Origin of the sequence: Sphingopyxis fribergensis (genome assembly GCF_000803645.1) — a bacterium.
Lineage (GTDB): Bacteria > Pseudomonadota > Alphaproteobacteria > Sphingomonadales > Sphingomonadaceae > Sphingopyxis > Sphingopyxis fribergensis.
On the sequence record NZ_CP009122.1, the window covers coordinates 475,490 to 499,369 of the forward strand.

The window sequence follows — 23,880 nt, forward strand, 5'->3', positions numbered from 1 at the left end:
GCGAAGCGATGGGGAGGGGGACCGCCGCCGCAGGCGGGGGTGGAGGGGCCGCGGCGGTCGCGTCATCGTCCCTCCGTCAGCGCGGCGCCAAAGGCGCAGTTTATCCTGAGCGCCTGCAAGGCAGTCGAAGGGCGCTGCCACCTCCCCATGGCTGCGCCACAGGGAGGATCAATGACCGAAATCGGCCGTTCCCAGCCCTTCGTCATCCCGGACTTGATCCGGGATCCATCGCGGCGCCGAAGTCATGGACCCCGGATCAAGTCCGGGATGACGATGTACGGATGATCCGCCCTGTTGCGGACGACAGCCGATTTCGGTTGAAGTGCGAAACCGCGCAGCTAGTTTCGAACGCCCATGACAAATCTTCTTCTGCTTGCTCTATCGGCCGCCGCCGCGGTTGCCCCCGCGGACAATGGCGGTGCGCCGCAGCAAGGGCTGCTCCCGTCATCGCCTTGGAATGTCGACTATGCCGAGGCCGAATGCAGGCTTTCCAGGACATTCGGTGCCGGCGCCGACGGCTACACCCTTCGGATCATCCGGGGAGCGAATTTGAAGGGCGTGCAATATGTCGTCGCGGGACAGTCGCTTAAAATAAGAGACTGGAATCATAGCGGCACGCTCGGACTTCGGCCCGGCGAGCGCGCGTATAAATTAATGGTGGCGTGGTATCGTCTTCCTACAGGCGAATCGGCATTTCAGCTCTTGGCGGACGATGCGCTCAGGCCCGATGAAATCGCGTCGACGCGTGGGCTTGTCATGGAATTTGATGGCGCAGAACCGCTGGTGTTCGCCGTCGGCAATCTCGAAAAACCGCTCGCTGCGCTTGCTTCTTGCTACGATGACCTGTTGACTGGCTGGGGTATCGACCCTGCCGATATTCGCAATCTCAAGACCGCACCCGACCCCCTCGATCTTCACACCTGGCATTTATACGATGATGCTTGGATCGGAAAAGCGGAGAAAGGCAAAATCTGGATGTCCGTCCGTTTGGACGTGAGCGAGACCGGTAAAGCCGTTGGGTGCCATACGTTAAGTCCAAGCGGGTCCGCCGAAGTGGACACAAAGGTCTGCGTGCTGTCTGTCAAAAACGCGCGTTTTAAACCCGCAATCTCAACGGCCGGGGACAAGGTCAAAGCACCATTCATCCTGAAAATACAGATACGTGAGCAGCCCGCCACGCGTTAGCGGCGCGCGCTGATCCCCTCCCGGGATCGCAACCGCTTCCAAAACAAAGGGGGCGAAATCGCCCCCTTTGCCTCCCCGGTGGATTGCGCCTTACTCCGTCGGAAAACCGCGCTTCTTAAGCAGCGCCTTCACATCGGGATCGCGGCCGCGGAAGGCGCGATACGCCTCGGCGCGGTCGGTTTCGTTGCCGGTCATCAACAGGATCGTGCGGAACTTGTCGGCGACCGTGCGATCCCACGGCCCGCCTGCTTCGGTGAACGCCGCCCAGGTGTCGGCGTCCATCGTTTCGGACCACAGATAGCTGTAATAGCCCGCCGAATAGGCGTCGCTGCTGAACAGGTGGCCGAACTGCGGCAGGCGGTGGCGCATGACGATTTCCTTCGGCATGCCCATTTCGGCGAGCGTCTCGCGCTCGAACTTGTCGACGTCGGTCACTGGCACCTTGCGGTCGTGGATCTTCATGTCGACGATCGCGCTCGACAGATATTCGACCGTCTCGAACCCCTGGTTGAACTTGTTCGACGCGAGGATCTTGTCGACCAGCGCTTGGGGCATCGGCTCACCCGTCTTGTAGTGCGTCGCATATTTCGACAGCACTTCGGGGGTCATCAGCCAATTCTCGTTCACCTGGCTCGGGAATTCGACGAAATCGCGCGGCACCCCGGCGAGCGCGGGATAGTTGATGTGCTGCAGCAGATAATGGATGCCGTGGCCGAATTCGTGGAACAAGGTCGTCGCGTCGTCGAGGCTGATCAGCGTCGGCTCGCCCTTCGCCGCTTCGGTGAAATTATTGTTGTTCGAGGCGAGCACGTTGCGTTCGCCGCCCAGCGTCTGCTGGCTGCGATAGGTCGTCATCCACGCGCCCGAACGTTTGCCGTCGCGCGCGAAATTGTCGAGATAGATCAGCCCGACATTCTCGTTCGTCTTGAGGTTATAGACTTCGAAGGTCTTCACCTTGGGATCGAAAACCGGGACAGTGCCGGTGTTTTCGCGGAAACCCAGGTCATAAAGCTGGCCTGCTGACCAGAACATCGCCTGCGTCAGCTTGTCGAGCTGAAGATAGGGCTTCACTTCGCTTTCATCGAGGTCGTATTTCGCCTTGCGGACCTTCTCCGAATAATAGCGGTAATCCCAGGGTTCGATCGTCAGCTTCGGACCCTTGCCGGCCTTCGCTTCGGCGTCGGCGATCGCCTGCATGTCGGCGACCTCTTCCTTCGCGCGCGCGACCGCCGCGGGCCAGACCTTCATCATCAGGCCCATCGCATTTTCCGGCGTTTTCGCCATCGTGTCGGCCATGCGATAATTGGCGTGCGTCGCGAAGCCGAGCAATTCGGCGCGCTGCTGACGCAGTTTCAATATCTCGGCGATCGTCGCGTTCGTGTCGTTGGCGTCGCCATTGTCGCCGCGGCTGACGAAGGCCTTCCAAACTTTTTCGCGCAGGGCGCGGTTGGTGGCGTTCTGCAGCACCGGCTGCGCCGACGAGCGGGTGTTCTTGATCGCCCATTGGCCGGGCTTGCCATTGGCTTCGGCGGCCGCGGCGAGCGAGGCGACGAAGCCGGCTTCGAGCCCGGCAAGCTCGGCCTTGTCGGTGACGAAGGTATAGAGCTTTTCGTCGCCGAGCAGCTTCGACGAGAAGCTCGAGAACAGGCCTTCCAGCTTGGCGTTCATCGCGACCAGCTTCGCCTTGTTTTCGGGCGACAGATTCGCGCCGTCGCGCACCATCTCGTCATAGCTGCGCTCGACGATGCGGATCTGCTGCGCGTTGAGCCCGCTCGAATTGCGCTTGTCGTACACCGCCTTGTAGCGCGCGAAGAGCTTCGGCTCGAGGAACAGCTCGGTATAGAAGGTGGAGATTTTTGGGCTCCACTCGGCATCGATCGCCTCGACGCGGTCGTTCGACTTGTTCGACGACTGCACGCCCCACAAGGCGAACAGCCGGTCGGCGGTGTCGCCTGCGAGCATCATCGGGACATGCGTATTCTCGAACGTCGGGGCTTGCGGGTTATCGATCACCGCCTGCACCTGCGCCTTGGTCTCGGCCATCGCCTTGGCAAAGGCGTCGGGGAACAGCTCGGGGTCCATCTTGTCCCACGGCGGCACCCCTTCGAACGGGCCGGTCCAGGGCGCGAGCATCGGGTTCTCGCCCGCGGGGGCGGCGGCGGCGGTCGGTTCGGCGGCGGTTGCGGTCATCTGGCTATAACCCATCATCATCGCAGTGGATGCAAGCAGGATCGACAAAGGACGGACAAAAGGGTGCGCGGTGCGCGACATCGACAAATCTCCCTGGGGAAAAGGTTTCGGACGAAACCTTGTTGGGAGCGGTTTAATCAGATGTGACAGCGCGGTGCAAGCCGCTTAGGCGCCAAAATCCTGCTGGATCAGGCCAGGCACATCTACGCGGAAGCTGAAGATACCGCCCGCGTGCGGCTGGCCCAAGCGCTCGTCGTCGGTCAGATTCTTGCCCGCGCTGGTGACGAAGGCGGTCTTCAGGTCCGGCCCGCCGAACGCGATCATCGTCGGGCGCTGCACCGGCAGCTCGACCGTCTGGATGAGTTCGCCCGCGGGGGAGAAGCGTACGATGCGCCAGCCGTCCCACATCGCCGACCAGTAGCAGCCCTCGGCATCGACCGCGGCGCCGTCGGGGCGGCCGTTTCCGAACTCGAACTGGTGGAAGGTCCGTTTGCCGCTGAGCGTGCCCGACGCGGGATCGGCGTCGTACGCGTCGATGCGGTGCGTCGGCGTGTCGGCATGGTAAAAGGTACGGCCGTCGGGGCTGAAGGCGGCGCCATTGCTCGTCATCAGTCCGCCGATCATCGGCGTCAGCGTCGCATCGTGATCGACGCGATAGAGGGTGGCGTGCGGATTGGCCTTGTCGGCGGTCAGGCTGCCGATCCAGAGCCGGCCCGCGGCATCGACGCAGCCGTCGTTGAAGCGTTGATCGGGCAGACCCGCCAGCACGGGTTCGCCAAAGGGGCGCGGTGCGGCGCCCCAGGCGTCGATCAGCACGCAGCCGGTCTTGAGCGCGGCGATCAGTCCGCCGCCCGCGCGCGGGGCGACGCAGCCGACCGGGCCGTCGAGCTGCATAACCTCGTCGGTGCCGGTCGCGGGGTCGGTGCGGTGGATGCGGTGGGCATCGATATCGACCCAGTAAAGGCGGGACTCGGAGGCGCTCCAGCGCGGCGATTCGCCGAGCAGGGCTCCGGCATCGAGAAGAAGGTCGACCATCGCCCGCGCTTAGCCCGGCTTGCCCGCGTCGCGCCAGCGCCGAATTGCGGCCTTTCGTGCCGTAGCGGCATTTCTGCTTGACGTGCACGTAAACGTAAGGTCAGGTGCTTGGCGAAGCCGACGCGAAAGCGCGCGGCATTTTGGTGCGGCCGGCTCCCCGTTTGCGTTCGGCCGCGCACCGGGAAAAGGAATGTCTATGTCGCTCGATAATCTGTCGCGCTCCGCCTACTCCGAAGACCATGAGGCGTTTCGCGCCACGGTGCGCCAGTTCCTCGAAAAGGAAATCGCGCCGAACGCGGCAAAATGGGCCGAGGACGGCATCGTGCCGAAGGATATCTGGCCGAAGGCGGGCGAGCTTGGCATGCTGTGCCCGACGGTGCCCGAGGAATATGGCGGGCTCGGGCTCGATTTCGGCTACAACGCGATCGTCGATGAAGAGAGCGCCTATTATGGCCGCGCGACGACGGGCTTCTCGCTCCAGTCGGATATCGTCACCTCCTATATCGTCAAATATGGCAGCGAAGAGCAGAAGAAGTACTGGCTGCCCAAGATGGTCGCGGGCGAAGTGATCACCGCGATCGCGATGACCGAACCCGGCACCGGCAGCGACCTTCAGGGGATGCGCACGACCGCGAAAAAGGATGGCAATCATTATGTCATCAACGGCTCGAAAACCTATATCACCAACGGCCAGAACGCCGACCTGATCCTCGTCTGCGTCAAGACCGACACCGAGGTTCAGCCGGCGTGGAAGGGCGTGTCGATCGTTCTCGTCGAGGCCGACCGCGAAGGCTATGAGCGCGGGCGCAACCTCGACAAGATCGGGCAGGACGAGGCCGATACGTCGGAAATGTTCTTCAACGACGTCCGGGTGCCGATCACCAACTGCCTTGGCGAAGAGGGCAAGGGCTTTATCTATCTGATGAGCGAGCTGCCGCAGGAACGCCTCTCGATTGCGGTGTCGGCGCAAGCGTCGGCGCAGCGCGCGTTCGACGACACGGTCGAGTTCACCCGCGATCGCAAGGCTTTCGGCAAGCCGATCCTCGATTTCCAGAATACGCGTTTCGTGCTCGCTGATTTGAAGACCAAGCTGCAGGTCGGCTGGGCGCATCTCGACTGGGCGCTGGCGCGGCATTTGAAGAAAGAACTGACCCCCGAGGAGGGCGCTGCGGCGAAGCTGTGGCACACCGAACTGCAATGGGAAGTGATGGACAAATGCCTCCAGCTGCACGGCGGCGCAGGCTATATGAACGAATATCCGATCGCCCGCGCCTGGCGCGCCGCGCGCGTGACCCGCATCTTTGGCGGCACGAACGAGATCATGAAGGAACTGATCGGGCGGAAGCTCTGATCGTTTGAAATCGCAGGAAAGGAATTCTCCCATGCCTACTGCTTATATCGTCGACGCCGTCCGCACCGCGGGCGGCAAGCGTGGCGGCCGGCTTGCCGGTGTCCACCCCGTCGACCTCGGCGCCGCGGTGTTCGACGCGATCGCCGATCGTAACGACTTCGACACGAAGGCGATCGACGACGTCATCACCGGCTGTGTCAGCCAGGGCGGACAGCAGACGATGGACGTCGGCCGCAACGCGGTGCTCGCTTCGAAACTGCCCGACTCGATCCCAGCGGTAACGATCGACCGCCAGTGCGGCTCGTCGCAGCAGGCGATCCAGTTCGCCGCGCAGGCGGTGATGTCGGGCACGCAGGACATCGTCCTGGCGAGCGGTATCGAAAGCATGACGCGCGTCCCGATGGGCAGCGTCGCGACCTTGTTCATGAAGGAGGGCCTCGGCCATTATAAGTCCGAGCGGCTCGAGGAAAAATATCCCGGCATCATGTTCAGCCAGTTTATGGGCGCCGAGATGATCGTCAAGAAATACGGCCTGACCAAGGGCGACCTCGACGCCTATGCGCTCGAGAGCCATCGCCGCGGCAAGGCGGCAACCGAGGCGGGCCATTTCCAGCGCGAGATCGTCGGCGTCGAGATCGACACGCCCGACGGCCGTCAGACCCATCTGGTCGACGAAGGCATCCGCTTCGACGCGACGCTCGAAGGCATCGCCGGGGTCAAGATCCTGCAGGAAGGCGGCTCGATCACTGCGGCGACATCGAGCCAGATCTGCGACGGTGCCTCGGCGGCGCTCGTTGTGTCGGAACAGGCGCTCAAGGATCATGGCCTGACCCCGCGCGCGCGCATTCATCATGTCTCGGTGACCGCGGGCGACCCGGTGATCATGCTCGAAGAGCCGCTGTTCGCGACCGAACGCGCGCTGAAGCGTGCGGGCATGAAGATCGAGGACATTGACGCCTATGAGGTCAACGAGGCGTTCGCGCCCGTGCCCCTGGCTTGGCTCAAATATCTCGGTGCCGACCATGCCCGGCTCAACCAGCATGGCGGCGCGATCGCGCTCGGCCACCCGCTCGGCGCCAGCGGCACCAAGCTGATGGCGACCCTGCTCGGCGTGCTCGACGCCACGGGCGGCAAATATGGCCTTCAGACGATGTGCGAAGGCGGCGGCCAGGCCAACGTCACGATCATCGAGCGGCTTTAATTTTTCTCCCCTCCCGCTTGCGGGAGGGGTCGGGGGAGGGCCTGTTGGTAGCCCAGCCCCTAACATGCCCCACTCAAACCCTCCCCTGAAGGGGAGGGCCTAAACGGAGAAAACCATGAAACTCGATTCCACCGTATCCGCCGTCGTCACCGGCGGCGCCTCGGGCCTCGGCGCGGCGACCGCGCGGGCGCTCGCCGCGAAGGGTGTCAAGGTCGCGATCTTCGACCTGCAGGAAGAAAAGGGCCTCGCGATCGCGGCCGAACTCGGCGGCGTTTTCTGCGAATGTAATGTGACCGACGACGCCAGCGTCGATGCCGCCTTTGCCAAGGCGCGCGAAGCGCATGGGCAGGAGCGCATCCTCGTCAACTGCGCGGGCACCGGCAACGCGATCAAGACCGCGAGCCGCAGCAAGGAAGACGGTAGCATCAAGCATTTCCCGCTCGATGCGTTCAACTGGATCATCCAGATCAATCTCGTCGGCACCTTCCGCTGCATAGCCAAGTCGGCGGCGGGCATGCTGACGCTCGACCCGATGGAGGATGGCGAGCGCGGCGCGATCGTCAACACCGCGAGCGTCGCGGCCGAGGACGGCCAGATCGGCCAAGCGGCGTACTCAGCGTCGAAGGGCGGCGTCGTCGGCATGACGCTCCCGATCGCGCGCGACCTCGGCAACGAGAATATCCGCGTCAACACGATCCTGCCCGGCATCTTCGACACCCCGCTGCTCGCCGGCGCGCCGCAGCCGGTGCGCGACGCGCTCGGCGCCTCGGTGCTCAACCCCAAGCGCCTCGGCATCCCCGACGAATATGCCAATCTCGCGATGTGCATGATCGAGAATGGCTATTTCAACGGCGAGGATGTCCGCCTCGACGGCGGCATCCGCATGGCGCCGCGCTGATATGCCCAAACCGGAAAGCTGGCGGCTCGACGCCGCCAGCTACCCCGTCGTGGCCGAGTTCCAGACACGTTTTCAGGACATGGACATCAACGGCCACCTCAACAATGTGGCCTTTGCCGCGCTGTTCGAGAGCGGCCGGGTGCTGCTGAACCGGCAGGTGCGTCCGCTCGACGAACGCCCTTCGAACGAGCGCACGATGGTCGCGGCGGTAGAGATCAACTATCTCGCCGAGGGCAATTTCCCCGATCCGGTCGAGATCGCGACCGGCATCGGCCGGCTCGGCACGTCGAGCTGGACGATCGTGCAGGCGATGTTCCAGAACGGACGCTGCATAGCCGCCTGCGATACCGTAGTCGTGTGCCGCACCGATGGTCAGGCGAAGCCGCTCCGCGCCGCGATGGTTGCCGAACTCGAAGAAAAACTCGTTAAACCCGCTTAGAGGTTCTTGTCCGCGTCGGGGACCGAACGGATCAGGTCGCGCGCGAAGCCGATCAGGCCGATCTGGCGGCGGCGTTTCAGCCGTTCGGCGCGCAGGATCGCGCAGACCTCGTCGAAACAGCCTTCGACATTGTCGTTGATCAGCACATAGTCGTAGCCGTCCCAGTGGCTGATCTCGTTCGCGGCGCGTTCCATGCGCGCGGCGATCACCTCGTCGCTGTCGGTCTTGCGCGAGCGCAGGCGGCGTTCGAGTTCTTCCATCGTCGGCGGCAGGACAAAGACGCGCACGACGTCGGGGCCCGCCTCCTGATAAAGCTGCTGCGCGCCCTGCCAGTCGATGTCGAACAGCACGTCTTTGCCCGCATCGAGCAGTTCGTCGACCCTCGCGCGGGGCGTGCCATAGCGGTGGCCAAATACATGCGCCCATTCGAGAAACTCGCCGTCGGCAGCCATTTTCTTGAAGGTGTCGGTGTCGACGAAATGATAATGGACACCGTCGATTTCGCCGGGGCGCGGTGGCCGCGTCGTCGCCGATATCGACAGCGCGATATCCTTGTCGGCCTCGAGCATCATGCGCGAAATGGTGGTCTTGCCTGCGCCCGAGGGCGAGGAGAGGACGAACAACACGCCGCGGCGGTTCAGGTGGACGCTTTCAGCCATGGGCGCTATTCGCCAAAGCTGCGCCAGTGGTCAAGCGTCGTATGCAGGTTCCACGTCCGTGGAACAGGGGGGAGCGGAGCATGGCAGGAATTTCACGAACGGGCTGGCTGGTCGCCGCGGGGCTGCTCGCGGTCTTTGCCGCGATCCTCTTCGAGATGGGGCGCCCGCCGATCTGTCCGTGCGGGACAATCAGCCTGTGGCACGGCGTCGTGCAGTCGAACCAGAACAGCCAGCAGATTTCGGACTGGTACAGCTTCAGCCATGTCATTCACGGCTTCATTTTCTATGGCGTGCTGCGCTGGATCCTGCCGCACCGCCCTCTCTGGGTGCCGCTTGCTATCGCGATCGGGATCGAGGCCGCGTGGGAAATCCTCGAAAATTCGCCGATCATCATCGACCGCTACCGCGAAGTGACGATGGCCTATGGCTATTCGGGCGATTCGATCCTCAATTCGGTGAGCGATGCCATCTTCATGATGATCGGCTTCATCGCTGCCAGCCGGATGCGCTGGTGGGTCACGGTCGCGATCGCGATCATATTTGAGCTGTTCACCCTATGGGCGATCCGTGACAATCTGACGCTCAACGTCCTGATGCTGGTTTCGCCCGTCGAGGCGGTGAAGGAGTGGCAATCCGGCGGCTAGTGGATCGCGCTGCTGCGCCCGTTTTCTTCCAGCGGAATCGCTGGCGGCAACGCGTCGCCGATCGTCTGTCCATCGGTTGGCAGCTCCGCCGTTCCGGTATAGGTGTCGACCACGCCCGCATTTGCGAGTTCGGGGTCGATTGCATGCGCCTCTTCCGCCGCCTTGCGCGCCTCGGCGCGTTCGGCCCATTTTTTGGTGAGATAGCCCGCCGCCGCCCACGCCGCGAGCGCGGCATAGCGTTGCGGGAAAAGGCGCCGCGCCGCGAACAGAGCGCCCGCGCCGATCACAGCGCCCGCGACCGGGTGATTGCCCTTTTCTTTTCCGACGGCGCTGCCAAGGACGCCGCCTACGATCCTGCCTATCATGCAAAAATCTCCTTCCCCGTATCAATCCGCCGGGGCGCTACGGGTTCCCGCTCAATGTTCCGGTCCCAACATCGTGCGCGGATCGACGACGCGGTCGAAGGTCGCGGCGTCGACATAGCCGAGATCGAGCGCGGCTTCCTTCAGCGTGCTGCCCGTTTCGTGCGCGTGCTTGGCGATCTTCGCGGCCTTGTCATAACCGATTTCGGGTGCAAGCGCGGTGACGAGCATCAGCGAGCGGTTCATCAACTCGTCGATGCGGGCAAGATTAGGTTCGATCCCGACGACGCAATGTTCGGTGAAGCCCGCCATGCCGATCGCGAGCAATTCGATCGAGCGCAGCACATTCGAGCCGATCAGCGGCTTGAACACATTGAGTTCGAGATGGCCCTGAAGGCCCCCAACCGTCACCGCCTGATGATTGCCGATCACCTGCGCGGCGACCATTGTCAGCATCTCGCACTGCGTCGGATTGACCTTGCCCGGCATGATCGAGCTGCCGGGTTCGTTCGCGGGCAGGTCGAGTTCGCCCAGACCCGCGCGCGGGCCCGAACCGAGCAGGCGGATATCGTTGGCGATCTTGGTCAGCGCGACCGCGAGCGTATTGAGCGCGCCCGAGAAGAAGACGAGCCCGTCGTTCGACGCCAGCGCCTCGAATTTGTTGGCCGCGGACTCGAATGCGATGCCGGTGCTATTCGACAGCTCGGCGGCGATCGCGACGTCGAATCCGGCGGGCGCATTGAGTCCGGTGCCGACCGCCGTACCGCCCTGCGCGAGCTTGCAGATGTTATGGGCCAGCGCCCCCTCGATCCGCGCGCGGCACGCGATCAATTGCGCGACATAGCCTGAAAATTCCTGGCCGAGCGTCAGCGGAGTCGCGTCCTGCAAATGGGTGCGGCCGATCTTGACGATATCGTTCCATGCCCGCGCCTTGGCTTCGAGCGCGTCGGTCAGCAGGGTCAGCGACGGTAGCAGCCGTTCCGTCGTCTCGACCGCGACCGCGACGTGCAGCGCGGTCGGAAAGCTGTCGTTGGATGACTGGCCCATGTTGACATGGTCGTTGGGATGGACGGGCGATTTGCCGCCGCGCGTGCCCGCGATCACCTCGTTTGCGATACCCGCGATCACCTCGTTCGCGTTCATGTTCGACTGGGTGCCGCTGCCCGTCTGCCAGATCGCGAGCGGGAACTGGTCGTCGTAGCGGCCGGCGATCACCGCGTCGGCGGCGGCGGCAATCGCGTCGGCCAGACCGGCATCGAGCCCGTGCGCGCGATTGACCCGCGCCGCCGCGCCCTTGATCCGCGCCAGCGCGTGGACGATCGGCATCGGCATGCGTTCGTGCGCTGGAAAAGCGAAATTGTGCCGGCTGCGCTCGGTCTGCGCGCCCCAATAGGCGTCGTCCGCAACCTCGATCTCGCCGATGCTGTCGCTTTCAATTCGCGTGCTCATGTCACCAGCATCCTCGTCACCAGCACCGACCCGGCCCAGATCATCGCCACCAGGCCGAGCAACTGCCAATAGCCGCCTTCGCCGACACGCCGACGCAGCCATGCGGCGGCGAGCCACACGATGACGAGCGCGGGGGTCAGGATCAGCACAGTAAAGCGAAGCAGCCCGTCGGCGATCTGTCCGCGCGGCGCATTGCCCTGTGCCAGGGCATAGCCCTCGACCCCCCACCAGAAGGCCGCGGTGAGCACGACCATGCCCGCGAGCGACCAATATTGCCAGAAACGGCTCGGGGGCCAGAGCGGGCCCGCCATCTTATCGCTTCTTGCCGAAATCCACGGTCACGACGTTCGATCCATCCTCGCTGATGACTTCGGGACGGTCGTTGTCGGCTTCGTCGTGCGGCTCGGGCTGCGTGTCGTCGTCGTCGCTGACCTGGAACTGCAGTCCGAAATCGACCGACGGGTCTACGAAGGCAGTGATCGACGCATAGGGGATGGTCAGGATCGACGGTGTCTGGTTGAACGACAGGCCGACGCTGAAATGATCCTGCTCGACCTTCAAATCCCAGAAGCGGTTTTGCAGCACGATCGTCATTTCATCGGGGAATTTGGCGATCAGATGCGCCGGAATATCGACGCCAACGGCCTGCGTCTTGAAGGTGATGTAGAAATGATGCTCGCCGGGCAGGCTGTCATAACCGACGATCTGGCTGAGCACGCGGCCGACCACGGCGCGCAGCGCATCCTGCACGATTTCGTCATAGGGAATCAGGCTGTCGCGTACATCGTCACTCATGGGGCGAGGGGATGAACGCGCGCCGCACGCCGGTCAAGGGGGGAGAGTTACCTTGCAACGCGAAAAGTCGCTGCTATGGCGCATCCCATGCGAACCGCCAATGTCCAGCGCACGACCAAGGAAACGGATATCGCGATCGCCGTCAATCTCGACGGAACGGGCGAATATTCGGTGTCCACCGGTATCGGTTTTCTCGACCATATGGTCGAGCAATTGTCGCGCCACTCGCTGATCGACATTTCGATGCAGGTGAAGGGCGATCTTCATATCGATCAGCATCACACGGTCGAGGACAGCGCGCTCGCGCTCGGCGAGGCGGTCGCGAAGGCGCTCGGCGACAAGCGCGGCATCGCGCGCTATGGCGAGGCGCATGCGCCGATGGACGAGACGCTGACGCGCTGCGTGCTCGACATTTCGGGGCGCCCGCACTGCGTATATAAGTCCAGCTTCTCGCAGCCGCGGCTCGGCGAGATGGACACCGAGATGTTCCCGCACTGGTTCCACAGCTTTGCGCAGACCGCGGGCATCACGCTGCACATCGAGATGCTGTATGGCGAGAACAACCATCACATCGCCGAGAGCATGTACAAGGCGCTTGCCAGGGCGCTGCGTCAGGCGGTCGAGATCGACCCGCGCAAGGGCGATGCCATTCCCTCGACCAAGGGTGTCCTCTAGGGCCGGAAAATGAGCAGCATTGCCCTGATCGACTATGGCGCGGGCAATCTTCGCTCGGTGCATAATGCGCTCGTTGCCGCGGGCGCCGACAATGTCGCCGTGACCGCCGATCCCGATGTCGTCGCGAAATCCGACCGGATCGTGCTGCCCGGCGTCGGGGCGTTCGCCGCGTGCATGAACGGGCTGTCGGCGATCGACGGACTGATTGCGGCGATGGAGCAGCGCGTGCGCGGCGAGGGCGCGCCTTTCCTTGGTATCTGCGTCGGCATGCAATTGCTCGCCGACGCGGGTGAGGAGCATGGGCGACACGCCGGCCTCGGCTGGATCGCCGGCACGGTGCGGGCGTTCGATCCGGCGCCGGGCCTGCGCATCCCGCATATGGGTTGGAACGACGTTATCCCCGCTGCGCCGCACCCGGTGATCGCGGCGGGTGAGGCCTATTATCTGCACAGCTATCATTTTGCCGATGCGATCGATGTCGCCGCCACCAGCAGCCATGGCGCGACCTTCACCGCCGCAGTGGCCAAGGACAATATCGTCGGCGTCCAATATCATCCCGAAAAAAGCCAGGCTTACGGCCTCGCGACGCTCGAAAGGTTTCTCGCATGGCGGCCTTGACCATCTTCCCCGCGATCGACCTCAAGGGTGGGCAGGTGGTCCGGCTCGCCGAGGGCGATATGGCGCGCGCGACTGTCTATGGCGACGATCCGGCGGCGCAGGCGCGGCTGTTCGCTGAGGCGGGCGCATCGCACCTGCATGTCGTCGATCTCGACGGGGCCTTCGCGGGGGCGAGCGTCAACGGCGCGGCGGTCGAGAGCATCATCGCCGCCTTTCCGGGCAAGGTGCAGGTCGGCGGCGGCATCCGCGATCGCGCCGGGGTCGACCGCTGGCTAGGGCTCGGCGTCGAGCGCGTGATCATCGGCACCGCGGCGCTGAAGGATCCCGAGTTCGTAAAATCGGCCGCGCGGGATCTGCCCGGCCGGATCGTCGTCGGGGTCGATGCCCGCGACGGCATGGTCGCGACCGAGGGTTGGGCCGACGTCTCCGACGTCCGCGTCAAAGACCTCGCGCGCCGGTTCGAGGATGCCGGGGTTGCGGCGCTGCTGTTCACCGACGTCGGCCGCGACGGGCTGCTCAAGGGCTGCAATGTCGAGGCGACGGTCGCTCTGGCGCAGGCGGTTGCCATTCCGGTGATCGCGTCCGGCGGCGTAGCGGACATCGGGGACATCTACGCGCTCCGTCTGCATGTGGCGGACGGGATCGAAGGCGTGATTACCGGTCGTGCGCTCTACGACGGCCGGCTCGATCTCGCCGAAGCGATTGCGGCGGGGGCGGCGTGACCGTCCGCGTCCGCGTCATCCCCTGCCTCGACGTCGCCGACGGGCGCGTCGTGAAGGGCGTGAATTTTGTCGATCTGCGCGATGCCGGCGACCCCGTCGAGGCCGCGCGCGCCTATGACGCCGCGGGCGCCGACGAGCTTTGCTTCCTCGATATCAGCGCGAGCCATCAGGGGCGCGGCACCTTGCTCGACATGGTTAGCCGCACCGCCGAAGTCTGCTTCATGCCGCTCACCGTCGGCGGCGGGGTGCGCAGCGCCGACGATGCGCGCGCGCTGCTGCTTGCCGGCGCCGACAAGGTTGCGGTGAACAGCGCCGCGGTCGCGCGTCCCGAACTCGTCGCCGACATCGCCGACCGTTTCGGCAGCCAGTGCGCGGTCGGCAGCATCGATGCGCGCCGCGTCGAAGACGGACGTTGGGAAATCTTCACTCATGGCGGGCGCAAGCCGACCGGGATCGACGCACTTGAACACGCCGTCCGCCTCGCCACCCTCGGCGCGGGCGAATTGCTCGTCACAAGCATGGACCGGGATGGCACGAAGGACGGCTATGACCTCGCGCTCACCCAAGCGATCGCCGACGCGGTCAGTGTGCCGGTGATCGCCTCGGGCGGGGTCGGCAATCTCGACCATCTCGTCGCGGGTGTGCTCGAAGGCGGCGCCAGTGCGGTACTCGCCGCGAGCATCTTCCACTTCGGCGAGGCGACGATCGCCGAAGCCCATGCGCGGCTCGCTGCCGCCGGATTGCCTGTCCGCGCGCACTAAAATTCCGGCTTGGGGTGGCCACGCGGGGAGGGGGCTGCAATAGAAGCTGCATGACTTCAAGATTGCGCATCGCCGACCGCACCCACGACCTCTTTCCCGTCCTCGGCTTCCTTGCCGCAATGGCGAGCCTCGCGATGCCGCTCAATCCCTGGCTGGTCGCGTTCATTCTGATGGGCGCGATCATCGCGGCGGTTCACCATGCCGAGGTGATTGCGCACCGCGTCGGCGAGCCGTTCGGCACGCTGATCCTCGCGCTCGCGGTCACGGTGATCGAGGTCGGGCTGATCCTGACGTTGATGCAGGCCGAACCCGAAAAGGCGCAGACGCTGGCACGCGACACGGTGTTCGCAGCGGTGATGGTGATCCTCAACTTGCTGATGGGTCTGTGTCTGCTCAGCGGCGCGATCCGCCATCACGAACAGCGGTTCCAGCGCACCGGGATCGGCGCCGCACTCGCGACGCTGACCGTGTTGACGGTGGTGACGCTGGTGCTGCCGAATTACACCTCCAGCGCGCCGGGATCCTTCTATTCGGCCACGCAACTGGCTTTCGTCGCGCTCGTATCGCTTATCCTCTACGCCACCTTTGCGCTGGTGCAGACGGTGCGCCACCGCGACTATTTCCTGCCCGATGAGGATGTCGATGCCGATGGCGACGGCGAGCCCGACAACCACGCTGCGCCGCCGACCGTCCAGCGCACCGCGATCTCGGGCGCGCTGCTGCTCGCCAGCCTGTTTGCGGTCGTCCTGCTCGCCAAGAATCTGTCGCCGGTCATGGGCGCTCTGCTCTCGGACTGGGGCGCGCCGCCGGCGGTACTCGGCGTGTTGATCGCGGCATTGATCCTCGCGCCCGAAGGCCTGGCAGCGGTCCGCGCCGCAAAAGCCGATCGCCTCCAGACCAGCCTCAACCTCGCGCTCGGATCGGCGCTCGCGACGATCGGCCTCACCATTCCGGCGGTCGCGATCCTGTCGATCATGACCGACATGCCGATCAGCCTGGGGCTTGATGCCAAGTCGACCGTGCTGCTCTTTCTGTCGCTGATCGTGTCGGTGCAGACGCTGGCGAACGGACGCACCACGGTGCTGCAGGGCGTGATTCACCTGATGCTGTTCGCGATCTACCTGTTCACGACGTTCGTGCCGTGACCTCGCCAACGCCGGGGTTCAATAAATAGGGACAGTCCCTATTTATTGCTCCCGCGGCCAGGTTGGGGTCACGTCTTCCGCACGAACACCGTCCCTGCGCTATAGCCCGCGCCGAACGAACAGATCAGCCCGGTATCGCCCGCGACCATATCTTCATGGTTCAGGTGAAAGGCGATGATCGACCCCGCGCTCGACGTATTGCCATAGGTGTCGAGCACCGTCGGGCTTTCATCCTCGCTCGCCTCATGCCCCAGCACGCGCTGAGCGATCAGCCGGTTCATGTTGGTGTTTGCCTGATGTAGCCACAGACGGCGCATGTCGCTGCCTTTAAGGTTCAGCACCTCCATCTGTTCGACGATCAGATGGGCGACCCACGGCACGACTTCCTTGAACACCTTGCGCCCTTCCTGGACGAACAGCTTGTCGCTCTTCGGTCCCGACTGGTCGATCCCGCCATGTCCGCGGTTGAGGAAGCCGAAATTGTTGCGGATGTTATTGCTGAACTGCGTCTTCAGCTTGGTGCCGAGGATATCCCAATGCCCGGCCGGCGCGATATGCTTGTCCTCGACGAGGATCGCGGTCGCGACGTCGCCGAAGATGAAATGGCTGTCGCGGTCGCGCCAGTTGAGGTGCCCCGAACAGATTTCGGGGTTCACCACCAGCACGCTCTTCGCATGCCCCGCGCGGATATAGTCCGCGGCGGTCTGGATGCCGAAGGTCGCCGACGAGCAGGCGACATTCATGTCGAAACCGAAGCCGTCGATGCCGAGCGCGTCCTGAATTTCGACCGCCATCGCGGGATAGGGGCGCTGCATATTCGACGCGGCGCATAGCACGGCGTCGACCTCGCCCGCATCGCGCCCTGCGCGCGCGAGCGCATCCTTCGCTGCCAAAACGCCGATTTCGGCAAGGATCGACAGCTCCTCATTGCTCCGCTCCGCGATGCGCGGCGCCATATGCTCGGGGTCGAGGATGCCCGCCTTGTCGACGACGAAGCGCGACCCGATGCCGCTCGCCTTTTCGATAAACTCGACGCTCGATTCCGCGAGTTCGGCAATTTCGCCCGCCGCGATGGCGTCTGCATTTTTCCTATTGTGCAGCGCAACATAAGCGTTAAAACTGGCGACAAGTTCTTCGTTGGAGATGCGTTCGGCGGGGGTGAAGAGGCCGGTCGACGAAATGACCGGCTGCGGTGAATGCGACATGGTGGCTCTCATGTGTCTTACAGTTTCAAGACACGCTGATTAGGCTCCGTCGCGGCGCTGCGCAACGCCCCACAGCTTGCTGAACAATGTCCGACACCATGGTTAACCCGCCACTAACCATTTTGGTGGCAGACTGTTTGATGCAGGCCTCCGGGGGGATGGCTCCTCGGGCGCCGTGCGGGAGCATGACCATGGCGACGCGTTCGGGACCGGCAGCAGGCGATCTGTCGATATCGGAAATCAAGGAATTCGCGGGCTTTCCTGCCTCGACGCAGCGGTACATCCGCCGCTCGCTCGACATCGGGCTCGAACGCGACGATGCCATTTCGCGCTGGTCGCGCGACATGGTCGAGGAAACCGCGATCCGCGTCCAGGCGCGCGTCTATCAGCGGCTCGTCGAAATCCGCGGGCATATTCCCGACGACAGCGGGCTCGACGCGCTCGAACATTTCATGGCGCCGCTGATCGCGGTTTCGGCGTTCGACCTCGGGCAGGACCGGCTGCATGCCTTTGCCCCTTACCGCTTCCTCTATGAACGGCTGCTCGGCGCGCATGCGCGGCCTTGGCTGCCCGGCGCCTTCTGTGCCGCAGCGTCGCTGCCGCACTTGCATCCCGACAAGCGCAAGCTGCTCCTCCAGACGATCAGCGAAGCCGCGGCGACCGCGCCGGGCTGGTCGGCACGCGAGCCAAGCTTCTATCCCGAGTGGGTCGACAAGATCGACGAGACCCGACCCGCGAATTGAATCGTCCGCTTTGGGGTGGGAAGCCGACGTTCGCTGACTGTCTTTCGTCATCCCGGACTTGATCCGGGATCCATGACGACGGTGCAGCTGTGGATCCCGGATTAAGTCCGGGATGACGATGATGGGTAGGTCCGCAACCGGTCGTAACCTGCCTTCAGGCCAATATTACACCAGCGCCCGATACAGCCCGAACGCGCTGGTCGCGGTCAGCACGATGCCGACCATGACCAACATCACTTTCGGCGAGAAGCGCTTGGCCATCATGGCGCCGAGCGGTGCGGCCGCCACACCGCCGATGATCAGCCCCAGCGTGGGCCCCAAGATCTCGGCAAAGCCGAGGTTCCAGATGAACGCAGCCGACACCGCGAGGGCGAGGAAGAATTCGACGCTGTTGACCGTGCCGATCACCTTGCGCGGTTCGCCGCCTTGGACGAGCAGGTTCGAGGTCACGACCGGACCCCAGCCGCCGCCGCCCGCCGCGTCGAGGAAGCCGCCGACGACCGCGAGGGGCGCGACGATCTTGGGTTTTGCTATCTTGGGGGGATAGAGCAGGCCGCGAATGAGCAGCCACACGCCGATCAGCACCAGATAGCCGAGGACAAAAGGCTTCACGACGTCGGCGTGAAGCGACGAGAGGACATAGGCGCCCAGAACGCCGCCGATGACCCCCGGGATCAACAGCCGCCAAAACAGCGGCCAGTCGATGTTGCGATGGAATAAATGGCTGAGCCCCGATGCGCCGGTGGTGAAGATTTCGACGACATGGATGCGCGCCGACGCCGTTGCGGGCGGGACGCCCAGTACGGCGACGAGCAGGGTGTTGCAGATAACGCCGAACGCCATGCCGAGCGCGCCATCGACCAGCTGCGCCGCGAAGCCGATGAGGATGAAAGGCATCAACGCCGTAAAATCGATAGACGCGAAATCGATCATCTCTTCATCCCAACCGGTTCAGTTGACAACGCGCTGCCGCGTTTTCCGGGGATTCGCCAGCGCAATTTTTCTGCTGGCGTCAGAGGGATTTGTTTCCGCGCTCAATCGAACGCTCGATGCCCACCTAGCCCGTCACGTCGTCGGGCAGGTAATCGCGCACATAGTCTATGAAAGCGCGCAATTTAGGCATCACCTGCTTGCGGCTGGGATAATAAAGGAACAGACCCGAGGTCGAGCAGGCAAAATCCCCCAGCACCAGTTCGAGCGCGCCCGCGGCGACCTGTGCCTTGACCACCGGCTCGGCGGTCATGCCCATCGCGACGCCGGCGTGAACGGCGACCATCATCGCGGTAAAGTCGTTGACGATCACCGGACCCGTCACCCCGACCTCGATCTCGCGATTCCCCTTCTCGAACGTCCAGGGCATCAGCGCGCCGCTTCCCAGGCGCATGCGCACGCAGCGATGGTTGCGCAGTTCGTCGGGGCTTTCCGGACGCCCGTGCTTTTCCAGATAGCCCGGGGTCGCGACGGCGACGAAGCGGAACGGGCCGGTCAGGCGGACGGCGATCACATCGGCGTCGAGCGATTCGCCCATCCGCACCCCGGCGTCGAAACCGCCGGCGCTAAGGTCGGCGAGCGCATCCTCGGCATAGATTTCGAGTTCGATCTCGGGATAGGTTTCGCAAAAGCCGGCGATGATCGGTTCGAACAAGGGCTGCACCGCGCCGCGCATCAGGTTGATGCGGAGCCGCCCTGCGGGCCGGTTGCCGAGATTGCGCGCGGCTTCGTAGGCGTCGCCGAGGCCCGCATAGGCAGGCGCGGCGCGCTCGAGGAACATTTCGCCCGCCTGCGTCAGCCCGACGCTGCGCGTGGTTCGCATGAACAACGGCGCGCCGACGCGCGCTTCCAGCCCCTTTATGATCTGGCTGATCGCGGACGGAGAAACGCCAAGGTCGACCGCGGCGGCGGAAAAGCTCCGCCGTTCCGCGACACGCAGGAAAGCTTCGATCCCGTCGAGCACCCCATGGGGGATTGTTAAATCCTGCTTCAAAGCACTTGCAGATTATAGAGGATTATCTATGTGCGCAACCGCGACTAAAAAGGTTGCACAACGAAACGAAAGGAACCTCTCCCATGGCCTATCAGCTCTCCTCATTCCGCCGCTTTCCTGCTGCCTTTGCAATAGTCGCCGCTTCGACGCTTGCATTCGCCGGCCTGATGGCAACGGCAACCCCCGCTTACGCCCAGTCGGCCAGCGACTATCGCTGCTCGGGCCTCGCCGAGCAGGCGCATGTCGCCGCCGGCGGCGTCGAAGGCGGCAAGCAGGCCAGCGCCAAACGCTTCGTCTCGACCGGCAAGAAATTGTGCGAAGCGGGCAATGAACGCGCCGCCGCCAAGCAGTTCCGCGCCGCGCTGAAGATCGCCGGCGTCGCCGAAGTCGACACCGACAGCCAGATGGCCTCCCGTTAAGGCGGGGCGCTAAGACGTACCGATACACCAATCTCCGGACCGTCCTCTCCCTCTCCCCGACGGATCCACATAACTGGGGCGGCTCCTGAACGGGCCGCCCCTCTTATTTTGTGCCGCCGCGCCCCGGAACTCCAGGCACGCAGCGCATGTCACCAAAACGACCATGAAATGCGCGACCCTGCCTTGCCGAAGGGCCAGGCTCTTAAACCTATGGATGATTTAAGCCGCCGCGTCCGAGGCCGAAAGCGGGTATCGCTATTACAGCATCCCATTCGCCCCGCAACGAAAGGCAGTGACATGAGCTTCATCAAAACCACCGACGGCACCGAAATCTTCTACAAGGATTGGGGCCCGAAGGACGCCACCCCCATCGTCTTCCACCACGGCTGGCCGCTTTCGGCCGACGATTGGGATAACCAGATGATGTTCTTCCTCGAAAAGGGCTTTCGCGTCATCGCGCACGACCGCCGCGGCCACGGCCGATCGAGCCAAACCTGGACCGGCAACGACATGGACACCTATGCAGCCGATGTCGCCGAACTGACCGACGCGCTCGACCTCAAGGACGCGATTCACATCGGCCATTCGACCGGCGGCGGTGAGGCCGTCCATTATGTCGCGCGCGCCAAGCCGGGCCGCGTCGCCAAGGCGGTGATTATCGGTGCGGTGCCGCCGGTGATGGTCCAGTCCGACAAAAATCCCGGCGGCCTGCCGATCACAGCCTTCGACGAGCTGCGCGCCGCACAGAATGCCAACCGGTCGCAATTCTTTCACGATCTCGCTGCTGGCCCCTTTTACGGTTACAACCGCCCGGGCGCCAAGATTTCGGAGGCCACGATTCACAACTGGTGGCGTCAGGGCATGATGGGCGGTGCCAAGGCGCACTACGACTGCATTAAGGCCTTTTCGGAAACCGACTTCACCGACGATCTGAAAGCCATCGACGTGCCCGTGCTGGTGATGCACGGCACCGACGACCAGATCGTCCCCTATGCCGATTCGGGCCCGCTTTCGGCCAAGCTGCTGAAGAACGGCACGCTCAAAAGCTATGACGGCTTCCCGCACGGCATGTGCACGACGCATCCCGAAGTCATCAATCCCGACATCCTCGCCTTTATCCAGGGCTGACCGGACCGCTAATCGAGGCCGCCATCGCACGTTCGCGCGCGATGGCGGCCTTGGCCGCCCATTTGTTTGCGCGCGGCGCATGGTTAGGGCGCTGCCCATTATGTCCGGCAAAAAACCCCGCCGCGAAACGCCCCCCGATCGGCCGGCCGCCAAGGTCGCGGTCCCGCTGTGCCGGTACGTAGAGCTGACGATGCGCGAAAATCGCTTGCGGGAAGCGAACGCCGCAAAGCGCGAGGGGGCCGACTAGATCCGCCGGTAGCGGAAATACCAGACTTCATGTCCAAGCGTGCGCGCCTTGGCTTCGTAGCGCGTTTCGGGCCAGCCGCCGGGGCGGAGCTGGAAATCCCTCGAATCCTGCGCCAGCCATTCGAACTGATGGCGGTGGCGGCGCATGACCATTAGCGCGTGCTGAAGGTAGATCGGGTGGTCGGTGCCGAAACGGAATTCGCCGCCGGGTTTCAGTTTTGCCGCAATCAGGTCGAGCGGCCCGTCGTTCATCATCCGGCGCTTGGCATGGCGCGCCTTGGGCCAGGGGTCGGGGTGGAGCAGATAGGCGAAGCTCAGCGCCCCGTCGGGGATGCGCCGCAGCACCTCCAGCGCATCGCCGAAATATATGCGGACATTGCCCAGCGGCAGCCGCTCGCCATGATCGCCCGCGACATGGACCAGCGCCTGCGCAACCCCGTTGAGGAAAGGTTCGGCGCCGATGAAGCCATGGTCGGGCAGCATGTCGGCGCGCCCTGCCATATGCTCGCCGCCGCCAAAGCCGATCTCGAAATGCAGCGGCCGGTCGTAACCGAACAGCGCTTCGGCGGTGACCTCGCCTTCGGCGGGCACCGCGATTTGCGGCAGCAAGGTATCGACCAGATCCTGCTGGCCCGCGCGCAAAGGCTTGCCCTTCGAACGGCCATAGAGGCGGTTGATCGTGGTCGGGTCGCCGGGTTTGTAAGCAGTCATGGCGCGCGCCCTAGCCGCGCAGCGCGGAGGCCGCAAGCGCACGGCGGTCAAAGGCGGGCGCGCCAAGCGCGCCCGCGACACGGATTAATCGGCGAGCGCAGCCTTGAGCTTGTCGACGAGGTCGGTGCGTTCCCACGGAAAGCTGTCGCCTTCCGAGGTGCGGCCGAAATGGCCGTACGCCGCGGTCTGCTTGTAGATCGGCTTGTTGAGGCCGAGGTGGGTGCGGATGCCTTTTGGCGTCAGGCGCACGAGCTGCGGAATGACCGCCTCGATCTTGCCTTCATCGACGGTGCCGGTGCCGTGCAGGTCGACATAGATCGACAGCGGCTCGGCGACGCCGATCGCGTAGCTCAGCTGGATCGTGCAGCGGCGCGCAAGGCCCGCGGCGACGATATTCTTGGCGAGATAGCGCGTGATATAGGCCGCCGAACGGTCGACCTTCGTCGGATCCTTGCCGCTGAACGCGCCGCCGCCGTGCGGGCTGGCGCCGCCATAGGTATCGACGATGATCTTGCGGCCGGTCAGCCCGGCGTCGCCGTCGGGGCCACCGATCTCGAAACGCCCGGTCGGGTTGATGTGATAGACAGTGTTCGCGGTCAGCAGCTCGGCGGGCAGCACGTCGGCGATCACGCCGAGGACATATTTGCGCAGCTCGGTATATTTCGCTTCGTCGCCTTCACCATTGTGGAAATAATAGCCCGGCGCATGCTGGGTCGATACGACGATCGCGGTCGCCTCGACCGGGCGCTCGTTGGCGTAACGCAGCGTGACCTGGCTCTTGGTGTCGGGTTCGAGGAAGGGCGCGATGCCAGCCTTGCGGTCGGCCGCCATGCGCTCGAGGATCTTGTGGCTGTAATCGAGCGTCGCGGGCATCAGATCGGGCGTTTCGTCCGACGCATAGCCGAACATGATGCCCTGGTCGCCCGCGCCTTCGTCCTTGTCGCCGCTTTCGTCGACGCCCTGCGCGATATGTGCCGACTGGCCGTGGAGGTTGTTTTCAAAGCGGAAGCTCTTCCAGTGAAAGCCTTCCTGCTCATAGCCGATCTCGCGCACCGTGTTGCGCACGGTCGCTTCGATTTCCTCGAGCGCGCCGGGAGCCCATTCGTCATTCTCGAACACGCCCTTGCAGCGGATTTCACCGGCGAGCACGACGAGTTGGGTCGTGGTCAGCGTCTCGCACGCGATACGGGCTTCGGGGTCCTTCGACAGGAACAGGTCGACGATCGAATCGCTGATCTGGTCCGACACCTTATCGGGATGTCCTTCGGACACGCTTTCGGAGGTGAAGAGGAAGCTGTTGCGCATGGGAGACCTT

At 64.0% G+C, this 23,880-nt stretch carries 26 protein-coding genes; 14 read left to right on the forward strand and 12 right to left on the reverse strand.

Annotated features, from left to right (window positions below):
- The first annotated feature begins 354 nt into the window (after nt 1-354).
- Entirely contained in the window at nt 355-1,185 is an 831-nt protein-coding gene (locus SKP52_RS02080; RefSeq protein WP_039571181.1) for an energy transducer TonB, read from the forward strand.
- Between the two features lie 90 nt (nt 1,186-1,275).
- Here SKP52_RS02080 and SKP52_RS02085 read toward each other — a convergent pair whose 3' ends face one another.
- Together SKP52_RS02085 and SKP52_RS02090 are read right to left on the reverse strand one after the other, a co-directional pair.
- Nucleotides 1,276-3,456 (reverse strand): M3 family metallopeptidase, encoded by a 2,181-nt coding sequence (locus SKP52_RS02085; protein ID WP_039571184.1) that lies wholly within the window; start codon nt 3,454-3,456, stop codon nt 1,276-1,278.
- 84 nt (nt 3,457-3,540) lie between these two features.
- The gene (locus SKP52_RS02090; protein WP_039571187.1) at nt 3,541-4,410 is read right to left on the reverse strand and encodes an SMP-30/gluconolactonase/LRE family protein; all 870 of its coding nucleotides are present in this window, start codon (nt 4,408-4,410) and stop codon (nt 3,541-3,543) included.
- 196 nt (nt 4,411-4,606) lie between these two features.
- On the opposite strand from SKP52_RS02090, the gene SKP52_RS02095 reads away from it, so the two are divergent.
- The 4 genes from SKP52_RS02095 to SKP52_RS02110 all read left to right on the forward strand — a co-directional run bounded on the left by SKP52_RS02095 (nt 4,607) and on the right by SKP52_RS02110 (nt 8,299).
- Nucleotides 4,607-5,761, forward strand: coding sequence for an acyl-CoA dehydrogenase family protein (locus SKP52_RS02095; RefSeq protein WP_039571191.1), 1,155 nt, complete (start codon nt 4,607-4,609; stop codon nt 5,759-5,761).
- 31 nt (nt 5,762-5,792) lie between these two features.
- Nucleotides 5,793-6,962 carry an acetyl-CoA C-acetyltransferase gene (locus SKP52_RS02100; RefSeq protein ID WP_039571194.1) on the forward strand — a complete coding sequence of 390 codons (1,170 nt, stop codon included), beginning with the start codon at nt 5,793-5,795 and terminating at the stop codon, nt 6,960-6,962.
- Between the two features lie 115 nt (nt 6,963-7,077).
- Nucleotides 7,078-7,860 (forward strand): SDR family NAD(P)-dependent oxidoreductase, encoded by a 783-nt coding sequence (locus SKP52_RS02105; protein ID WP_039571196.1) that lies wholly within the window; start codon nt 7,078-7,080, stop codon nt 7,858-7,860.
- Nucleotide 7,861: 1 nt separating this feature from the next.
- Nucleotides 7,862-8,299, forward strand: a complete 438-nt coding sequence (locus SKP52_RS02110) for an acyl-CoA thioesterase (RefSeq protein ID WP_039579430.1) — start codon at nt 7,862-7,864, stop codon at nt 8,297-8,299.
- On the opposite strand, the gene gmk is transcribed toward SKP52_RS02110, so the two are convergent.
- Entirely contained in the window at nt 8,296-8,958 is a 663-nt protein-coding gene (gmk, locus tag SKP52_RS02115; protein ID WP_039571199.1) for a guanylate kinase, read from the reverse strand. The genes SKP52_RS02110 and gmk overlap by 4 nt on opposite strands.
- Before the next feature lie 80 nt (nt 8,959-9,038).
- Between gmk and SKP52_RS02120 the strand changes: the two genes are divergently transcribed.
- Nucleotides 9,039-9,602, forward strand: coding sequence for a DUF2585 domain-containing protein (locus tag SKP52_RS02120; protein WP_039571201.1), 564 nt, complete (start codon nt 9,039-9,041; stop codon nt 9,600-9,602).
- Here SKP52_RS02120 and SKP52_RS02125 read toward each other — a convergent pair.
- Genes SKP52_RS02125 through SKP52_RS02140 form a run of 4 tightly spaced genes read right to left on the reverse strand, consistent with a single transcriptional unit; the run spans nt 9,599 to nt 12,208 of the window.
- Nucleotides 9,599-9,967, reverse strand: coding sequence for a hypothetical protein (locus tag SKP52_RS02125; protein ID WP_039571203.1), 369 nt, complete (start codon nt 9,965-9,967; stop codon nt 9,599-9,601). The genes SKP52_RS02120 and SKP52_RS02125 overlap by 4 nt on opposite strands.
- A 51-nt stretch (nt 9,968-10,018) precedes the next feature.
- Complete coding sequence (gene fumC / locus SKP52_RS02130; protein ID WP_039571210.1) at nt 10,019-11,413, reverse strand: class II fumarate hydratase; 1,395 nt, start codon at nt 11,411-11,413, stop codon at nt 10,019-10,021.
- The gene (locus tag SKP52_RS02135) at nt 11,410-11,724 is read right to left on the reverse strand and encodes a hypothetical protein (RefSeq protein WP_039571212.1); all 315 of its coding nucleotides are present in this window, start codon (nt 11,722-11,724) and stop codon (nt 11,410-11,412) included. Before SKP52_RS02135 ends, fumC begins: the two co-directional genes overlap by 4 nt.
- A gap of 1 nt (nt 11,725) precedes the next feature.
- The gene (locus SKP52_RS02140; RefSeq protein ID WP_039571214.1) at nt 11,726-12,208 is read right to left on the reverse strand and encodes an SspB family protein; all 483 of its coding nucleotides are present in this window, start codon (nt 12,206-12,208) and stop codon (nt 11,726-11,728) included.
- 87 nt (nt 12,209-12,295) lie between these two features.
- Here SKP52_RS02140 and hisB point away from each other — a divergent pair, with 87 nt between their 5' ends.
- Genes hisB through SKP52_RS02165 form a run of 5 tightly spaced genes read left to right on the forward strand, consistent with a single transcriptional unit; the run spans nt 12,296 to nt 16,129 of the window.
- Nucleotides 12,296-12,883: an imidazoleglycerol-phosphate dehydratase HisB gene (gene hisB / locus SKP52_RS02145; protein ID WP_039579433.1), complete on the forward strand. Its 588-nt coding sequence runs from the start codon at nt 12,296-12,298 to the stop codon at nt 12,881-12,883.
- Between the two features lie 9 nt (nt 12,884-12,892).
- Entirely contained in the window at nt 12,893-13,501 is a 609-nt protein-coding gene (hisH, locus tag SKP52_RS02150; RefSeq protein ID WP_039571218.1) for an imidazole glycerol phosphate synthase subunit HisH, read from the forward strand.
- A complete protein-coding gene (gene hisA / locus SKP52_RS02155) occupies nt 13,489-14,223 on the forward strand; it encodes a 1-(5-phosphoribosyl)-5-[(5-phosphoribosylamino)methylideneamino]imidazole-4-carboxamide isomerase (RefSeq protein ID WP_039571221.1) in 735 nt (244 codons plus the stop codon). Before hisH ends, hisA begins: the two co-directional genes overlap by 13 nt.
- Complete coding sequence (hisF, locus tag SKP52_RS02160) at nt 14,220-14,984, forward strand: imidazole glycerol phosphate synthase subunit HisF (protein WP_039571224.1); 765 nt, start codon at nt 14,220-14,222, stop codon at nt 14,982-14,984. The genes hisA and hisF overlap by 4 nt, the downstream gene beginning before the upstream one ends.
- 50 nt (nt 14,985-15,034) lie before the next feature.
- Nucleotides 15,035-16,129 (forward strand): calcium:proton antiporter, encoded by a 1,095-nt coding sequence (locus SKP52_RS02165; RefSeq protein ID WP_039571226.1) that lies wholly within the window; start codon nt 15,035-15,037, stop codon nt 16,127-16,129.
- Between the two features lie 68 nt (nt 16,130-16,197).
- On the opposite strand, the gene SKP52_RS02170 is transcribed toward SKP52_RS02165, so the two are convergent.
- Nucleotides 16,198-17,334 carry a beta-ketoacyl-ACP synthase III gene (locus SKP52_RS02170; protein ID WP_039571228.1) on the reverse strand — a complete coding sequence of 379 codons (1,137 nt, stop codon included), beginning with the start codon at nt 17,332-17,334 and terminating at the stop codon, nt 16,198-16,200.
- A gap of 191 nt (nt 17,335-17,525) precedes the next feature.
- On the opposite strand from SKP52_RS02170, the gene SKP52_RS02175 reads away from it, so the two are divergent.
- On the forward strand, nt 17,526-18,077 hold the full coding sequence (locus tag SKP52_RS02175) for a hypothetical protein (RefSeq protein ID WP_039579436.1): 552 nt from the start codon (nt 17,526-17,528) through the stop codon (nt 18,075-18,077).
- 165 nt (nt 18,078-18,242) lie between these two features.
- Here SKP52_RS02175 and SKP52_RS02180 read toward each other — a convergent pair whose 3' ends face one another.
- Together SKP52_RS02180 and SKP52_RS02185 are read right to left on the reverse strand one after the other, a co-directional pair.
- Entirely contained in the window at nt 18,243-19,010 is a 768-nt protein-coding gene (locus tag SKP52_RS02180) for a sulfite exporter TauE/SafE family protein (protein WP_039571229.1), read from the reverse strand.
- 124 nt (nt 19,011-19,134) lie between these two features.
- Complete coding sequence (locus SKP52_RS02185; RefSeq protein WP_039571233.1) at nt 19,135-20,061, reverse strand: LysR family transcriptional regulator; 927 nt, start codon at nt 20,059-20,061, stop codon at nt 19,135-19,137.
- Nucleotides 20,062-20,144: 83 nt separating this feature from the next.
- Here SKP52_RS02185 and SKP52_RS02190 point away from each other — a divergent pair, with 83 nt between their 5' ends.
- The gene (locus SKP52_RS02190; RefSeq protein ID WP_039571235.1) at nt 20,145-20,480 is read left to right on the forward strand and encodes a hypothetical protein; all 336 of its coding nucleotides are present in this window, start codon (nt 20,145-20,147) and stop codon (nt 20,478-20,480) included.
- 297 nt (nt 20,481-20,777) lie between these two features.
- Entirely contained in the window at nt 20,778-21,608 is an 831-nt protein-coding gene (locus SKP52_RS02195) for an alpha/beta fold hydrolase (protein WP_039571237.1), read from the forward strand.
- Nucleotides 21,609-21,851: 243 nt separating this feature from the next.
- Here SKP52_RS02195 and trmB read toward each other — a convergent pair whose 3' ends face one another.
- Both trmB and metK read right to left on the reverse strand, forming a co-directional pair.
- Nucleotides 21,852-22,565 (reverse strand): tRNA (guanine(46)-N(7))-methyltransferase TrmB, encoded by a 714-nt coding sequence (trmB, locus tag SKP52_RS02200; RefSeq protein ID WP_039571242.1) that lies wholly within the window; start codon nt 22,563-22,565, stop codon nt 21,852-21,854.
- Between the two features lie 84 nt (nt 22,566-22,649).
- On the reverse strand, nt 22,650-23,870 hold the full coding sequence (metK, locus tag SKP52_RS02205; protein WP_039571244.1) for a methionine adenosyltransferase: 1,221 nt from the start codon (nt 23,868-23,870) through the stop codon (nt 22,650-22,652).
- Nucleotides 23,871-23,880: the final 10 nt, after the last annotated feature.

Excerpts from the sequence above, each read along its gene's own strand:
- SKP52_RS02095 (WP_039571191.1), top strand. The coding sequence starts at position 4,607 with ATGTCGCTCGATAATCTGTCGCGCTCCGCCTACTCCGAAGACCATGAG.
- SKP52_RS02080 (WP_039571181.1), top strand. The coding sequence starts at position 355 with ATGACAAATCTTCTTCTGCTTGCTCTATCGGCCGCCGCCGCGGTTGCC.
- SKP52_RS02090 (WP_039571187.1), bottom strand. The coding sequence starts at position 4,410 with ATGGTCGACCTTCTTCTCGATGCCGGAGCCCTGCTCGGCGAATCGCCG.
- SKP52_RS02120 (WP_039571201.1), top strand. The coding sequence starts at position 9,039 with ATGGCAGGAATTTCACGAACGGGCTGGCTGGTCGCCGCGGGGCTGCTC.
- SKP52_RS02110 (WP_039579430.1), top strand. The coding sequence starts at position 7,862 with ATGCCCAAACCGGAAAGCTGGCGGCTCGACGCCGCCAGCTACCCCGTC.
- SKP52_RS02170 (WP_039571228.1), bottom strand. The coding sequence starts at position 17,334 with ATGTCGCATTCACCGCAGCCGGTCATTTCGTCGACCGGCCTCTTCACC.
- SKP52_RS02175 (WP_039579436.1), top strand. The coding sequence starts at position 17,526 with ATGGCGACGCGTTCGGGACCGGCAGCAGGCGATCTGTCGATATCGGAA.
- SKP52_RS02105 (WP_039571196.1), top strand. The coding sequence starts at position 7,078 with ATGAAACTCGATTCCACCGTATCCGCCGTCGTCACCGGCGGCGCCTCG.
- hisA (WP_039571221.1), top strand. The coding sequence starts at position 13,489 with ATGGCGGCCTTGACCATCTTCCCCGCGATCGACCTCAAGGGTGGGCAG.
- SKP52_RS02140 (WP_039571214.1), bottom strand. The coding sequence starts at position 12,208 with ATGAGTGACGATGTACGCGACAGCCTGATTCCCTATGACGAAATCGTG.
- SKP52_RS02190 (WP_039571235.1), top strand. The coding sequence starts at position 20,145 with ATGGCCTATCAGCTCTCCTCATTCCGCCGCTTTCCTGCTGCCTTTGCA.
- SKP52_RS02180 (WP_039571229.1), bottom strand. The coding sequence starts at position 19,010 with ATGATCGATTTCGCGTCTATCGATTTTACGGCGTTGATGCCTTTCATC.
- SKP52_RS02195 (WP_039571237.1), top strand. The coding sequence starts at position 20,778 with ATGAGCTTCATCAAAACCACCGACGGCACCGAAATCTTCTACAAGGAT.
- hisH (WP_039571218.1), top strand. The coding sequence starts at position 12,893 with ATGAGCAGCATTGCCCTGATCGACTATGGCGCGGGCAATCTTCGCTCG.
- SKP52_RS02100 (WP_039571194.1), top strand. The coding sequence starts at position 5,793 with ATGCCTACTGCTTATATCGTCGACGCCGTCCGCACCGCGGGCGGCAAG.
- SKP52_RS02125 (WP_039571203.1), bottom strand. The coding sequence starts at position 9,967 with ATGATAGGCAGGATCGTAGGCGGCGTCCTTGGCAGCGCCGTCGGAAAA.
- trmB (WP_039571242.1), bottom strand. The coding sequence starts at position 22,565 with ATGACTGCTTACAAACCCGGCGACCCGACCACGATCAACCGCCTCTAT.
- gmk (WP_039571199.1), bottom strand. The coding sequence starts at position 8,958 with ATGGCTGAAAGCGTCCACCTGAACCGCCGCGGCGTGTTGTTCGTCCTC.
- metK (WP_039571244.1), bottom strand. The coding sequence starts at position 23,870 with ATGCGCAACAGCTTCCTCTTCACCTCCGAAAGCGTGTCCGAAGGACAT.
- hisB (WP_039579433.1), top strand. The coding sequence starts at position 12,296 with ATGCGAACCGCCAATGTCCAGCGCACGACCAAGGAAACGGATATCGCG.
- SKP52_RS02165 (WP_039571226.1), top strand. The coding sequence starts at position 15,035 with ATGACTTCAAGATTGCGCATCGCCGACCGCACCCACGACCTCTTTCCC.
- SKP52_RS02085 (WP_039571184.1), bottom strand. The coding sequence starts at position 3,456 with ATGTCGCGCACCGCGCACCCTTTTGTCCGTCCTTTGTCGATCCTGCTT.
- SKP52_RS02135 (WP_039571212.1), bottom strand. The coding sequence starts at position 11,724 with ATGGCGGGCCCGCTCTGGCCCCCGAGCCGTTTCTGGCAATATTGGTCG.
- fumC (WP_039571210.1), bottom strand. The coding sequence starts at position 11,413 with ATGAGCACGCGAATTGAAAGCGACAGCATCGGCGAGATCGAGGTTGCG.